Below are 15,265 nucleotides of genomic sequence, written 5' to 3' on the forward strand. Positions count from 1 at the left end.
GAGATTTAAATTGTCAACTGCATATTGGTTGAAAAATGTTCAGTTAGAAACAGGTTACCTTCGAGATGAAAAAGGCGTTTACACAACAAAAACAGATTTATTCCATTTAAAAATTAAAGATGAAAAAATTATTGAAAAGCAAAATCAAAACTTTAATATTCCTCAAGGTGAAAAAACAATAGACGGTAAGGGGTTTTTAGCAATTCCAACTTTTAAAGAAATGCATAATCATCTAGATAAAACCTATCTTTCACTGGAATGGAAGGCTTGCAAACCTGCAAAAAACTTAGAAGGACGATTACTTACTGAAGCATTAGAACTAGAAGAACTAGCTTCTACTGTAAAGCAGCGGGCAAGTGAAATGATTGAGTTGATCCTTTCGAAAGGATCTACGCATATTCGCACACATGTTAATATTGATCCGTATATCGGGTTAAAAAACTTAGAAGGTGTGAAAGAAGTGCTTGAGAATTACTCTGATAAGTTGACATATGAAATCGTTGCTTTCCCACAACATGGTCTTTTAAGAAATAATGTTATCTCTCTAATGAAAGAAGCAATGAGATCTGGGGCTCATATTGTAGGTGGACTGGACCCAGCGGGCATTGATCATAATATCGAGAAATCACTATATGAAATAATGAATCTGGCCACAGAGTTTGATGCTGATGTTGATATTCATTTGCATGATAGAGGACATGTTGGTTTATATACAATTGATAAATTCACAGATATGGTGGAAGATGCAAACTGGAAGAATCGTGCTGCCGTCAGTCATGCATTTAGCCTTGGAGACGTACCGACCTCACAAGTGGAAGAGATCGCTGATAAGTTAAGTGACCTTGGAATCTCAATTATGTCTACCATTCCAATTAAACATTCATTCCCTCCAATCGATCTTTTAGACCGAAAAGGAGTCAATATATATTCAGGCTGTGATGGTTTCTATGATTCTTGGGGACCATTTGGGAATGGAGATGTCTTAGAAAAAGTAAAGAGAGTTGGGGAGATTTATCGTAAAAGCGATGAACTCTCATTAGCTCAGTCACTTAAATGGGCAACAGGCGGAACAACACCATTAAATAAAGATGGCGAGGTTACGTGGCCACTTGTGGGTGATGACGCCAATTTAATTCTTGTTAATGCTTCCTGCTCAGCGGAAACAGTTGCAAGAACTCCAAAGCGTGAAGTCGTTATCTTTAAAGGAAAAGTGGTAGCTGGCCAAATATAAGAATTAAGGTAGTTCAGTATTTAATTCTACTAAAATCGAATGAGCGCTTTTTCCGTTCCGCTCTTGCGGAATTGGGGGAAGGAACGTTATTTTTTAAAGGCGTACTACCAACATTCTGCGCAAAACATACGTTAAGCAAAATTCGATATAAAAAAAGCATATTTTCTGTACGCTTAGACTGTTATAGGTGTAACAAAACTTATCTTTTGCTTATTAACTGAACATATAGATAAAGGGATAAGTAATTGAACATTAAAAAACGGGGGAAATCCTTTTAACCCCTTTAACCATAAGGTGTTCAGTAACTCAAGGTTATCTGAACAAATTCCTTAGCGTATATTTTTCGCTTTGCGTTGGTAGGTTATCGATACTGCAAGTACCTTTTTCTATTAATAATCTACTTGCTAGGTTGTGTTTTTCAGCAAATAATTAGTTTTAGAATTTTTCAATAATGGAATATTGGGAATTCAGAAAATATCGACTATTATATTTCCTTTCATTTAAAATAAGGATTAATAAAGGCGCATTTTATTGATTAAAGGGAGGGGGGAATTATTCGCGTACAATCAAAAGTAGCTTTAATTGGGCCTGAAGATATCGTTACAAATTGTATGGAGTTACAAGTATTCTATCCTACAATTAATTTAATTCCCTTAATTTATCAATCAGAGAAGGAATGTTTGGATATTGTAAGAAGGTTAGGGGATGATTTTAATTTTATTCTTTTTGCAGGACCAGTCCCTTATTACATCGTTCAAAGCAAGAATATTTTAAAACAAATTCCAAGTATGTATATACCTTTTCACGGTTTGGGCTTATTAAGAGCCTTATTCAAAGTTCAAAAAGTTGGAGATGTTTGCACCTTTAGTTTCGATACTGTAAACCTCGATTTATTGTTGGAAACATTCAGGGAATTGGAACTGACTGAGAATCCAAAGTATATATTTGAGTTTAATAATAATTATGACAGCAAAGATTTGGTTGAATATCACACAAGTCTATATAATGATGGAAAAGTAAAAGGTACCGTTACGGGGATAGCTTCTTGCCATAAAGAGTTGATTAAGAGAGGTGTTCCTTGTATAAAAATAAGTCCTCTTCGATTGGTGATCCGTGAAACACTCGATAAGGTCAAATTAAAATGTGATAATCTCCATAATGCTGGTCATCAAGGGTCTGTAGGGATTATCAATGTTAATCACTACGATGAGTGGACACAAGAAAAACAATATCAGGACATACAAAGATTCAATCTTCAGCTGGAACAGCTAGTTTTTAATTTTGTGAAGGAGCTAGATGGACAGTGCATACAAACCATACCAAGAGAGTTTCTCTTTTTTACAACAAGAGCCTTAATCGAAAAAACAACTGAGGGTTTTACTAGACCTCCTTCCATTTTTCATAAAAAAACTTTACCAAAGGAGGTGACGCTAAACCTAGGGATCGGAATAGGAGGAACAACTAATCTCGCGGCTCATTCAGCCAAAATAGCTGTTAAGAATGCGCAGAAAGCCGGAGGTAATTGTTGTTTCATTGTTAATGAACAACAGCAAATTATTGGTCCATTAACAAGTATGAGGAAATCTAAAATTTTAGAATTACGTACCACTGATTCTTTTCTTCTTAGTCTTGCAGAACGAACCAATCTTAGCACAATGACACTTAGAAAGATTTATCATGCTATTCACCAAGCAGGAGACGAATTTACAGCTAATGAAGTCGCATCATATATGGGTCTATCCGTCAAAAGTGTCCAAAGATTCTTTAGATTGCTTCAAAAAGAGAAGGCAATCATTGTTATTGGAAAAGAGGCCCTTCAATCAAGGGGAAAGCCACGCAGAATTTTTCGTTTAAAGGGCTAAAAGTTAAGTAGTTTTGAATACAAGAAGATAACTAGACCAATATATCCAATTGAAAACGCTTTGTAGATTTATTTTTCATAATATTCAGTTATTTCGTTATCGGCACAAAGAAGTTCCTATAAAGTAGTTTTTTTCTATTAAGAGGGGGAATTTAGAATTGAAAAAACTGATCATGATTTTTCTATGTCTATTTGTAATCGTTGGGTGCAGTTCTAAAACGGATACAAAGCAATCGGAACCACCCAAAACTGGCAAAATTTCTGGAGGCGAGCTTAACGTTGCAATTAACGCTCAGCCCACAACGTTAGATGCTCATATGACTACTGCAACAACTGTTTCACACCTAACTCGACATATATATGAACAGCTTGTTGCACTTAACTCATCCTTTAAAGTTGTTCCCATGCTGGCCGAGTCAATTGATGAAAGTGAAGATGGTAAAACCTTTACATTCCATCTTCGTAAAGGAGTTAAATTTCATAATGGAAAAGAAATGAAGGCAGAAGATGTTGTTGCATCTCTTAATAAGTGGAAAGGCATCTCAACTAAGGCGAAAGCCGCAATTCCAGATGCGACCTTTGAGGTAATAGATGATTATACTGTTGTAATGAAGCTGCCAAATTATATTTTTGGTGCTCTTGCTTTACTTGCTGATGCATCGCAAATGGCAGCTATTATGCCGAAAGAGGTGGTTGAATCAGCTGATCCAACTGGGGTAACAGAATATATCGGTACAGGCCCATTCAAATTTGTTGACTGGAAACAGGACCAATATATTCATCTTACCAAGTATGAAGATTATAGTCCTGTTGATTATCCAGCCGATGGGCTATCTGGAAAAAAAGAAGCTCTAGTTAATGATATTTATTTCCATGTTGTTACAGATAGTTCTACTAGGGTAGCTGGAGTACAGACAGGTCAGTATGATATTGGATTGCTGCTACCTCCTGATAACTATGAAATGTTGAAAAGTAATCCAAACATAGAAACAATTCTTGATTTGTCGGGACCAACAGGATTGATTTATAACAAACAAGAACGGATTTTTTCAGATCAAAAGATGAGGCAGGCGGTCAATGCTGCACTTGATTTGGAGAGTATTATGATGGCAGGATTCTCAAATGAAAACTTTTTTAGACTTGACCATGGACATACAGTTATAGAGCAAAAAGAATGGTATAGCGAAGCCGGAAAAGATAGATATAACACACATGATTTAGAAAAGGCAAAGGAGCTCTTGAAAGAAGCTGGTTACAATGGGGAGGAAATCAAAATCCTCGCTACACGTGATTTTGATTATATGTACAATACTGCAGTTGTTATTAAGGAGCAACTGGGAAAAATTGGGGTAAATGTGAAATTGGAGGTTGTCGATTGGGCAACAGTCTTAGAGACTAGGGCTAAACCAAGTGAATATGATGCATTTATCACAGCGTTTCCAAAAGTATTGTCTCCAGCACAAATTCTTTACTTGGGATCAGCATGGCCAGGATGGACAAATGATCCACAAATAACAGAACTCACGGCACAAATTAACTCATCTAAAACTACTGAAGAGGCCAAGGTTGTATGGGATAAACTTCAGGACAGAATATATGACTATTTGCCGATAACAAAGTTTGGAGATTACTACGATTTCTATGGAATGTCCAACAAAGTGAAAGGAATAACTTTTCTTGAAGGATATATTCTTTGGAATACATCAAAATCTGAATAGGGAAAGAGCAAGCAGAGGATTTTTCTCTGCTTGCTTCAAAATTTAGGGGAAAATGAAAGGAGGAACCCAATGACTAGCTATATCATAAAAAGAATCCAATCTTTAATACCAGTGTTGTTGATTGTATCTGTTGTTGTGTTTTCAATTATTCATCTAACTCCGGGTGATCCTGCCGCAGTTATGTTAGGGGATCAAGCAAGTCAAGAGGAAATTGATGCTGTCCGAGAGCAGCTTGGCTTAAATCAACCAATATATCAACAATATATTAATTGGTTAATAAATCTTTTTAAAGGTGATTTTGGTTACTCATATTTTATGAAACAACCAGTTTTGGATTCAATTTTTTCGCATTTAGGACCAACCCTTTCTTTAGCTATTATAGCTGAAATATTTGCAATTATTCTGGCTATTCCAATTGGAATTCTTGCAGCAAAGAGAAAAGGCTCACTTATTGACCAATCTTTTATGGGTCTTTCCTTATTAGGAATTTCTGTCCCAAGCTTTTTACTTGGCTTGTTTTTAATTTTAATTTTTTCCGTACAGTTAAAGTTATTGCCTGTAGCTGGCTATGCTCCTCTAAGTTCGGGATTATGGAATCATATTAAGCATTTAATTCTTCCTGCAATCGCCCTAGGAACGATGCACGCTGCATTGATTGCCCGTATGACAAGGGCTTCCCTACTGGATGTTTTAAATTTAAATTTTATAAAGGCAATTAGAGCCAAAGGAGTAAAAGAAGGGGTCTTAACCTATAAACATGCTCTACGAAACTCATTTATTCCCATTGTAACGGTAATTGGACAGACTTTAGGTGCGCTTGTTGCGGGGGCTGCCGTTACGGAGACTATTTTTAACATTCCTGGAATTGGACAGCTTATTTTGAACTCAGTTGAAAGACGGGATTATTCAGTTATTCAAGGTTCTATTTTGTTTATTACTTTATCGTATCTAACGATTAATTTATTTATTGACTTACTTTATGGTGTTATCGATCCGAGAGTTAAATTAGGAAGAAAATAGTATAGAAAGGAGGGCGAAAAATGGAAGTAAAAGTCGATGTTGAACGAAATAGTGTGGGATTTTATCAAACAAAGGATCGATTAAAAAGGGAGCAAAGGCACCTTCTATTAAAAAGATTTTTTTCAAATAAATTGGCCATTACTGGAGGAATTATTACCCTACTACTTACGGTTATCGCTATATTTGCGCCATTTATTGCAACACAAAACCCTTACGAAATGGTTGTAGTAAATAAACTGCAAGGTCCATCAATAAACCATTGGTTTGGAACGGATAATTTTGGTCGTGACCTTTTCAGTAGGGTTGTTTATGGTACACAAGTATCTATGAAGGTTGGTTTTCTTGTGGCCTTGATTACTGGTATCTTGGGTACTATTATCGGCCTGTATGCGAGCTATTACAGCTTTCTTGATGGAATTTTGATGAGATTTTGTGATGCAATGATGGCATTTCCTGCTATTTTACTAGCGATTGCTATTATGGCAGCACTTGGACCTACAATAACAAATGTAGTAATTTCAATCAGCGTTGTTTATACGCCTTATGTTGCTAGGGTTGTACGATCGTCAGCTCTTGTCATTAGAGAACAAACCTACATTGAGGCAATGATAGCTCAGGGTGCAAGCTCTTCGCGAATTATTTGGCGGCATATGGCAATAAATACGATGTCCCCCTTAATTGTTCAAGTAACATTTATCTTTGCGGAAGCAATTATTCTTGAAGCTGCGTTAAGCTTTCTTGGTGTTGGAGTTCCTGCTCCAGATCCGACATGGGGCAATATTTTGTTCGATGGTAAGCTCTTTATTTTCAATGCGTGGTGGCTTACAGTTTTTCCAGGTGTTTTTATGATTCTATCAGTTTTAGGACTAAATCTGTTTGGAGATGGCCTACGTGATTTACTAGATCCAACGGGATCAAAAGGAAAGAAAAAATAATTAATTGAAAGAGTGGTGTGAAAATTGACAGAAAAATTACTAGAGGTAAACAAGCTTTCAACTCATTTTTATACAGAACGCGGAAAGTTACAGGCATTAAAGGAAATAAGTTTTCATGTTGGTAAGGGGGAAGTTTTAGCAGTAGTTGGAGAGTCTGGTTGTGGAAAAAGTGTTACCTCTCAATCTATTCTCCGTTTATTCGATGAAAAACATCTAGTTGAGTATGATGGAGAGATACTCTTTGAAAATCGAAATTTATTAAATTTACCATTAAAAGATATGGAAAGTATTAGAGGAAATGAGATATCTATGATATTTCAGGATCCACTAAGTTCCCTTGATCCTGTTTATACAATTGGACATCAAATTGCCCAAGTACTTAGAATTCATAAAAAGATTTCTAAAAAAGAGGCTTATGAAAAGGCTATTGAATACCTTAAGTTAACAGGTATCCCTTCTCCAGAAAAGAGAATAAATGAATATCCCCATGAACTATCGGGAGGAATGCAACAACGGGTCATGATTGCAATGGCATTAGCTTGTGAACCCAAATTATTGATTGCAGATGAGCCAACTACTGCTCTTGATGTAACAATTCAGGCACAAATTCTAGATTTAATCACCTATTTAAATCAGAAGATTGATATGGGAATTATTCTCGTCACTCACGATTTAGGGGTAGTCGCAGAGGTTTGTACACGAGTCCTTGTAATGTACCTTGGACAGGTTGTGGAAGAGGCAGATGTGAATAGGCTATTCGAACGCCCGCTTCACCCATATACTAAAGGTCTAATTAAATCTATTCCGCAACTTGATGGAAATCGAGAAGAAGACTTACACGTAATAAAAGGAAATGTGCCTGCTCTTGATAAAGCACCGAAGGGTTGCCGTTTTTCAACGCGTTGTCCGTATGCTGATGAAAAGTGCCATCAACAAAATCCAGAACTAGAATCCTATGATGAAAAGCAAAAGGTGCGATGCTGGCATTATAAAGAAATTCTTCTAAAGGAGGCTACATAACCAATGTTAGGGACGGAAACAGATCAGAGGAACCCAGTGTTGCAAGTAAAGGACTTAAAAAAACATTTTAAAATAAAGAAAACCTTTGGAGCGAAGCCTGGAATCGTAAAAGCTGTTAATAATGTTTCTTTTGATTTATATGAAGGGGAAACCTTAGGGATTGTCGGAGAGTCCGGTTGTGGTAAAAGCACAACTGGAAGAAGCCTCCTCCGTTTGATAGAGCCGAACTCAGGAAGTGTTTTGTTAGATGGACAAGATATTCTTAAAATACACAAAAAAGATTTAATGGCAGTCCGGAAGAATATTCAAATGGTGTTCCAGGACCCGTTTTCTTCATTGAACCCTAGAATACGTATCGGGAATGCTCTAGAGGAATCACTGAAGATCCATAATATTGGAACCAAAAACGATCGTATTGAAATGGTCCTTGAGATCCTTAATAAAGTTGGATTAAACGAAGAACAATATTACCGCTTTCCCCATGAGTTTTCAGGTGGACAGAGGCAACGAATTGGCCTTGCGCGGGCTTTGATTGTGAATCCAAAAGTTGTTGTTTGTGACGAACCTGTTTCAGCACTAGACGTTTCTGTTCAATCCCAAATTATAAATCTTCTCCGCCAAATTCAGCGAGAATCAAACGTAAGCTATCTATTCATTGCACATGATATCAGTGTGGTTAGACATATCTCCGACCGGATTGGTGTTATGTACCTCGGATATATGGTAGAAGAAGCTCCTGTAGAGGGATTGTTTGCAAACCCATATCATCCTTATACACAAGCACTCTTATCTGCAGTCCCTATTCCAAATCCGGGAGCAAAAAAAGAACGAATCATTCTTAAGGGAGAAATTCCATCACCACTTAATCCTCCATCAGGGTGTGTTTTTCATACTCGCTGTCCTTATACAATGGAAATATGCAAGAAGGATGCTCCGCCAAGAATCAAAGTAGGAGAAAAACACTTTGTAAGTTGTTATTTGTTAGAAAAATAGACGAAATTAGGGAGGCTACTAATAATTAAGAATGTGGATTTTGGAAAAATGATGAAAAGTAGCCCATAACATTGCTCTTTCGTCCTTTGATAATTTCATAATCCCTAGAGATACATCAGCATCAACTTGCTATTGTGAAAAGGAGATTGTAAGACCTGAAGTTGATTCTTAAATCCTGGTACGTTGAATGTCCCTGATGGACCTGGGATTGGATTCGAAATTAATAATCAAATATTTAATAAGTATTTGCTAGAAACTGAATCTTTCTTAAAAGAAAAACCAATCTATTAAAATACAGGAGGATTTATCATGTTTGACTTTATTATAAAAAGTGGAAATCTTTATGACGGAACGGGAAATCCCTGGACTAAAACTGATATAGGAATTAAAGACGGGATTATTAATAGAATCGGTGATCTTAGTAATGAAATTGCAGATAGGATAATCGATGCAAGCAAAATGGCTGTAACTCCAGGCTTTATCGATACACATGTACACTCTGACCTTCTTTGTATAAAACCTGAGATTCATAAAATAAAAGTTTTACAAGGGGTCACAACCGAATTGTTTGGACAGGATGGAATATCTGTTGCGCCAGTATCAGAAGCCACAAAACCACTCTGGCAAAAGCAATTAAAAGGGCTAAACGGAGATATTGGAGATTGGCCATGGAACACAATTGAAGAATATCTGGATTTTTTGGATAAATCCAAAATAGCAGGAAATGCGACCTATCTTGTTCCCCACGGTGCTGTTCGTACATTGGTAATGGGATTTGACGGTCGTCAAGCTACTAAGGAAGAAATGAAAAAAATGAGAGAACTCGTTGAAGAAGGAATGAGGCAAGGAGCCGTTGGACTGTCATCTGGCCTTGTTTATCCTCCTAATGTATTCTCTTGTAAAGAAGAGCTAATTGAAATCTGTAAGGGAGCCGCGAAGTATGATGGATGCTTTGTAGTCCATATACGTAATGAAAGTAATAAATCACTAGAGGCCATGGATGAGGTTATTGATGTAGCTAGACAATCAGGTGTACGCCTTCATATTTCCCATTTTAAAGTAGCTGGGAAAATTAATCGTTCTAATTATGAACAGTCCCTCATCAAAATGGACGAAGCAAGAAAAGAAGGTATAGAAGTGACATTTGATCAATATCCGTATACAGCGGGATCCACGGTGTTTCATGCTATATTGCCTCCATGGATGCATTCTGGTGGAACAGCAGAATTGCTGGAAAAGTTAAAAGACCCTGATATACAAGCTCGTATAAAAGAGGATCTTAAGAATAATACCGATTATGAAAACCATGTATTAAATTGCGGGTGGGAGAATATAACACTTACCTCCGTTTCAACAGAAAAGAATCGATGGGTTGAAGGTCAAAATATGGTGGGAATTTCCAAACTGCTTGGTGTAGAACCAGCTGATGCTGCAATTAAGCTTCTCCTTGAGGAAAATGCCGGAATTACTATGATTATTCACTGGGGAGATGAAGAAGTTATTACTAGCGGAATGCAGCATCCATTACAAGTTGTAGGTTCTGATGGAATTTTTGGGGGTAAACCACATCCACGCTTATACGGTACTTACCCGAGAGTTTTAGGTCACTTTGTAAGAGAAAAGCAAGCTCTAACACTTGAACAGGCAATACGAAAAATGACAGGTGCTCCTGCTCAATTATTACGCCTAAAAAACAGAGGATTACTAAAAGAAGGCTATGCTGCAGATATCGTTATTTTTGATCCAGAAAACATTCAAGATAACGCCACTTATGAAGATCCGTTACAAGAGCCATCAGGTATCCATTACGTTTTTGTTAACGGCGAACTGGCTGTTGAAAATGGGGAGTTCTTAGGAGTAACTGAGGGTCAAGTGTTAAGGCGGGGGCTTGAATATGCAAAGAACGTTACAATTTAAGAAACTTACTTAGATAAACGATTTACATGAGATGGTTAAGTTGCAGGAATAAACTTGGGGTGAAGAGGTTATATCCTCTGCCCCTCAACTTGTTGCTACAATTCAAAATGGTGGTTCTGTAATTGGTGTATTCGTGTAAATGCTAATTTAAGTTTATAAAGTGGTTACCAACATTAATACAGGTTAAACTTATTTATAATGTACCTTTTCCTTTGATACAAAACGATTTTCCAGTTACCAACAATAATGTCCTTGAACATTTCTTCTGTCTCCAGACAACTCAGTCGTGACTCAGACAACTTAGTCGTGACCTAGTGTTTATTAAAAAGTAAGATGTACTCTTGAAAATCTAAAGGAATGTCTCAATTTTGGAGACATTCCTTTTTTCTAACTTATAATATTAAAGTCCTTCTTCAACAATCGCGCCCGTGGGGCTAAGACCCCGTCCGCAAAACAGTTCGCCCCCTACTTGTAGAAACATGTTTGAGGCTGGTTGGGACAATGATCTCGTATAACAAGCGAAGCTATGACACTATGAGGAGGATTTAGGGGTTACCGGCAATTATATTTTTGAAGGAGGAATTTTAATGAATCCAGTCGTTGGTCTGGATGTAGCAAAAGGTGAAAGTCAGGTTCAAGCATACTTGGAAAGAAAGAAGCCCTACAAGAAAAGTTTCAAAGTAAAACACGATCTTGATGGGTTAGCTAGTTTATTAGATTTTATTAAAGAGATAGAAGATATTTCAGGAGAACGTCCCCCTCGTATTATAAGGTCAGCCAGAAAATATTTCTGGTTGACCTTATAATACGATCGGGCGCGATTGTTGAAGAATTAGTAAAGAACATTCTTATAATGAATACAACCAGTTTTATGACAAATGTTACGAATAGTAAAGGACGTAGTAATGTATAAAATTTTGAAATCTGTATAAATTATGCCCATATGTCTTTTAAGGGGCTGGATTCAGATGCATATTGCGAATACTTTGATTGTTATAGTAATTGGATTAGGAGCGCTAATTCTTCTCGGACTTATTATTTTTCTAGTTTACTTATACATATTTGACCGTAATCAAAAGGCCCACTCGATTTTACGCAACTATCCCGCGCTTGGCAGGATGCGTTATTTTTTAGAAAAAATAGGTCCAGAATTTCGCCAATATTGGTTCAATAGCGATACGGAAGGGAAGCCGTTTTCACGCGACGAATATGAGCATATTGTGAAAAGTGCTAAATACAAAAGGGATGTCGTTGCATTTGGATCCAAACGAGATTTTGATGAGGAAGGTCTCTATATCCGCAACGCGATGTTCCCGAAGTTAGCCGAAGAAATAAAAATGGACCGTGAAACAAAAGTGTTTACAAAACGATACATTCTAATAAAGGATCCGCTTTTTTCCCAACGTGAGGAGAAATGGGAGGACGAGGAATCGCTCGCCCAGTTATTGCATGATGATGATGCCATCGTCATTGGCCAGGACACCAAATATCCATTTGTTCTGAAAGGCCATATCGGCATGTCGGCCATGAGTTATGGAGCACTTGGGAAAAATGCCATTTCTACCTTATCAAAAGGATTGGCATTGGCGAAAGGCACTTGGATGAATACCGGTGAAGGTGGCTTATCCCCTTATCATTTAGAAGGAGGGGTCGATATCATCATGCAGATTGGTCCAGGCCTCTTTGGGATTCGAGATATGGATGGCAATGTTGACTGGGACGAGTTGAAGAGGAAAAGTGAAATCCCCCAAGTAAAAGCCTTTGAACTTAAACTTGCTCAAGGGGCCAAAATACGCGGCGGCCATATTGACGGTGAAAAAGTAACTCCGGAAATCGCGGAGATTCGCAAGGTAGAGGCATGGAAATCCGTTGATAGTCCCAACCGCTTCCACCAATTTAGCGATGTAGGTTCGCTGTGCGAATTTATTGAAAAAATACGTGAACATACGGGCAAGCCTGTAGGAATGAAGATTGTGGTTGGTGGGAATGACAGCGTCGAAGAATTAGCCAAGTATATGCGCGATACCGGAAAAGGACCTAATTTTATAACGGTTGACGGCGGTGAAGGTGGTACGGGGGCATCCTATCAGGAATTAATTGACGCTGTGGGCTTGCCAATTAAATCAGCCCTGCCCATTTTAGTCGCGACTTTACAAAAATATGGAGTCCGTGACCGGGTCAGAATCATTGCCTCCGGAAAGCTGTTCACCCCTGACCGAATAGCCATTGCTTTGGCCATGGGGGCTGACCTGGTCAACATCGCGCTTGGATTTATGATCACGGTTGGATGTATCCAAACCTTGAAATGCAATTCAAATGCCTGTCCGGTCGGCGTTGCGACAACAGACCCTAATCTCCAAAAGGCACTTGTTATTGATGAAAAGAAATATCGGGTAGTAAATTACCTAGTTACCCTAAGAAAGGGATTGTTTCGAATTTCAGCAGCGGCGGGCATTGACTCTCCAATTCATTTCCGGCCGCAACATATCAGCTACAAGGACGAAAAAGGCGTCGTGACATCACTTGAAAGAATTTTAAAAGAAATCCAGGAACAAGTAGATGCTGGGTAAAACTGTCCGTGCCTGTCCTACCCGAATTTAAGATGTTGATTCCTGCATCTGGGATCAAGAGGATCTGCTCTTATCGGCTGGGGGATCTGCTAAGTACCCGATCAAGAAAATAGTCAAAAATCGCTTAAATAGACGGATAGATTCCACTAGCATTGCATATGTATCCACAGGCCAAAAAATAAATTTAATTACCTCCTATTAATTGAAATAATAGGGGGCTTTTTTATGGACGAAAGCAAAAAAGTCTCCCTAAGTAGAAGCTTATTAAACGTAACAAAATGGCGTATTTCCATCATTTCACCCACTTTTATATTTCTCACTTCTATAGTATCAGAGAAATCAATGGATAATTTCATTAATTTCAATTTTACTAATAATAAGTTCCGGCTTAATATTAAGAAAATAAGCCGGTCTTTTATGAAGGCTACGGAGGTGGTTTAGAAATGAAACGTATACACTATAGCTGGCTTATTCTTGCCATAACATTTTTCTCCATTATTGTAGCAGGAATTGTCATGTCAGCATCTGGGGTTTTCATAGATCCTTTTGAAAAAGAATTTGGCTGGGATCGATCTGTTATTGCACTCGGTTTTGGTATCAGTATGTTTTTGTTTGGTATATCGGGGCCATTTATGGCAGCATTGCTTAATGTGATTGGCTTAAAGAAAATGATGATCGTTTCTATGTCAACTCTGCTAACGGGTATTATGCTGACCTTCATTATGAATCAATCGTGGCAGATGATTATCATTTGGGGCTTTATTATTGGGCTTGGATCAAGTCTTTTTTTAACAGTATTAAGTCCGTATGTAGCGAATCTTTGGTTTGAAAAAAGAAGAGGCCTTGCCATAGGAATATTAACGGCAGCAACAGCGACAGGGCAGTTAATTTTACTTCCTATCTTAGCGGCAATTATAGAACATTATTCATGGCGACCAGCGATTGGTTTAATAATGATCCTTGGTATCATCATGCTTATCATCATTCTAATATTTATGAAAAATACACCAAAGGATGTTGGCATTCTCCCATATGGACGTGAAGAAGAAGTACAAGAGAGTAATGAGGGTCAAAAGGAAAACCCTATAGTTATAGCTTTCAAAGGTTTGCACGAAGCTGTAAAAGTGAAGGAATTCTGGTTATTATCTAGTAGTTTCTTCATTTGTGGGCTTTCAACAAGCGGTTTAATTGGAACACATTTTGTTTCTTATTGTATAAGTTTTGGAGTACCTTTAGTTACAGCAGCTTCACTTCTTTCGTTTATGGGAATCTTTAATCTAGTAGGAACCACTCTATCGGGCTGGTTATCTGATCGTTTCGATAATCGGTGGCTATTATTTTGGTACTATTGTTTAAGAGGAGCTTCTTTGGTTCTACTTCCTTATGCATTAATTAAAGGTTCTACAACTATGCTCATTATCTTTGCTATATTCTATGGATTAGATTGGATAGCGACTGTTCCACCGACGATTAGTATCTCAAGACAGATTTTCGGTACTAATAAAAGCGCCATAATTTATGGTTGGATTTTTGCATTTCATCAGGCGGGTGCTGCAACAGCTGCTTATGGAGGAGGCCTAATCTATAAGTTTTTCAATACTTATACATGGGCATTTTTCTTGGCAGGAGTTTTCTGTTTATTAGGGAGCTTATTTGTAATTTTGATTAAAAAGCAGCAATCCAGTCAATTAACTAGAGGTGAAACTATGACCTTATAGAATAATAGAAGGCTAAAACTGATATATTTAATTTACTCTCACCTCACACGATAATTTAAAAAGGGAGGTGAATTAAGAATTATTAATCTATAAAGCTCAATGGAAACCTTGTTAATATTATACCATTGAGCAATTTCCTTAATGCTTTGATTCATCCCTGAAAACTTCATCTAACTACCGATAATAACGCTTCCGAGAAAGTTTCTTCATTTAAAGGTATATATTGAACATTTGGGGGATTAGTCATGACTTTCCACCTATAAACAACATCTGTTTTTGGCT

General features: G+C 37.5%; 10 protein-coding genes and 1 pseudogene. All 11 read left to right on the forward strand.

Annotation, left to right across the window (positions count from 1 at the left end; translation table 11 throughout):
- Positions 1-10: 10 nt before the first annotated feature.
- The 11 genes and pseudogenes from AR328_RS19020 (at position 11) to AR328_RS19075 (ending at position 14,983) form a co-directional block, all read left to right on the forward strand.
- Positions 11-1,231: an amidohydrolase gene (locus tag AR328_RS19020; RefSeq protein WP_066299960.1), complete on the forward strand. Its 1,221-nt coding sequence runs from the start codon at positions 11-13 to the stop codon at positions 1,229-1,231.
- Positions 1,232-1,911: 680 nt separating this feature from the next.
- Entirely contained in the window at positions 1,912-3,093 is a 1,182-nt protein-coding gene (locus AR328_RS19025) for a hypothetical protein (RefSeq protein WP_066299963.1), read from the forward strand.
- Between the two features lie 157 nt (positions 3,094-3,250).
- The gene (locus AR328_RS19030; RefSeq protein ID WP_066299966.1) at positions 3,251-4,810 is read left to right on the forward strand and encodes an ABC transporter substrate-binding protein; all 1,560 of its coding nucleotides are present in this window, start codon (positions 3,251-3,253) and stop codon (positions 4,808-4,810) included.
- A gap of 69 nt (positions 4,811-4,879) precedes the next feature.
- A complete protein-coding gene (locus AR328_RS19035; protein ID WP_066299968.1) occupies positions 4,880-5,830 on the forward strand; it encodes an ABC transporter permease in 951 nt (316 codons plus the stop codon).
- 20 nt (positions 5,831-5,850) lie between these two features.
- Positions 5,851-6,765, forward strand: coding sequence for an ABC transporter permease (locus tag AR328_RS19040; protein WP_066299970.1), 915 nt, complete (start codon positions 5,851-5,853; stop codon positions 6,763-6,765).
- Positions 6,766-6,789: 24 nt separating this feature from the next.
- On the forward strand, positions 6,790-7,785 hold the full coding sequence (locus AR328_RS19045; protein ID WP_066299972.1) for an ABC transporter ATP-binding protein: 996 nt from the start codon (positions 6,790-6,792) through the stop codon (positions 7,783-7,785).
- A gap of 3 nt (positions 7,786-7,788) precedes the next feature.
- Positions 7,789-8,778, forward strand: coding sequence for an ABC transporter ATP-binding protein (locus AR328_RS19050; RefSeq protein ID WP_066299975.1), 990 nt, complete (start codon positions 7,789-7,791; stop codon positions 8,776-8,778).
- A 309-nt stretch (positions 8,779-9,087) separates the two neighbouring features.
- Positions 9,088-10,695, forward strand: a complete 1,608-nt coding sequence (locus AR328_RS19055; RefSeq protein WP_066299978.1) for an N-acyl-D-amino-acid deacylase family protein — start codon at positions 9,088-9,090, stop codon at positions 10,693-10,695.
- Between the two features lie 587 nt (positions 10,696-11,282).
- A pseudogene (locus AR328_RS23575) lies at positions 11,283-11,418 on the forward strand (IS110 family transposase); the annotation flags it as partial.
- A gap of 245 nt (positions 11,419-11,663) precedes the next feature.
- A complete protein-coding gene (locus tag AR328_RS19065; RefSeq protein WP_066299983.1) occupies positions 11,664-13,265 on the forward strand; it encodes an FMN-binding glutamate synthase family protein in 1,602 nt (533 codons plus the stop codon).
- Positions 13,266-13,708: 443 nt separating this feature from the next.
- On the forward strand, positions 13,709-14,983 hold the full coding sequence (locus AR328_RS19075) for an MFS transporter (RefSeq protein WP_066299995.1): 1,275 nt from the start codon (positions 13,709-13,711) through the stop codon (positions 14,981-14,983).
- Positions 14,984-15,265 lie beyond the last annotated feature (282 nt).

Origin of the sequence: Bacillus sp. FJAT-29937 (assembly GCF_001509555.1) — a bacterium.
Lineage (GTDB): Bacteria > Bacillota > Bacilli > Bacillales > Cytobacillaceae > Cytobacillus.

What these genes read in the sequence shown, in the direction of transcription:
- AR328_RS19050 (WP_066299975.1), top strand. Translation starts at nt 7,789, where the DNA reads ATGTTAGGGACGGAAACAGATCAGAGGAACCCAGTGTTGCAAGTAAAG.
- AR328_RS19065 (WP_066299983.1), top strand. Translation starts at nt 11,664, where the DNA reads ATGCATATTGCGAATACTTTGATTGTTATAGTAATTGGATTAGGAGCG.
- AR328_RS19035 (WP_066299968.1), top strand. Translation starts at nt 4,880, where the DNA reads ATGACTAGCTATATCATAAAAAGAATCCAATCTTTAATACCAGTGTTG.
- AR328_RS19055 (WP_066299978.1), top strand. Translation starts at nt 9,088, where the DNA reads ATGTTTGACTTTATTATAAAAAGTGGAAATCTTTATGACGGAACGGGA.
- AR328_RS19075 (WP_066299995.1), top strand. Translation starts at nt 13,709, where the DNA reads ATGAAACGTATACACTATAGCTGGCTTATTCTTGCCATAACATTTTTC.
- AR328_RS19040 (WP_066299970.1), top strand. Translation starts at nt 5,851, where the DNA reads ATGGAAGTAAAAGTCGATGTTGAACGAAATAGTGTGGGATTTTATCAA.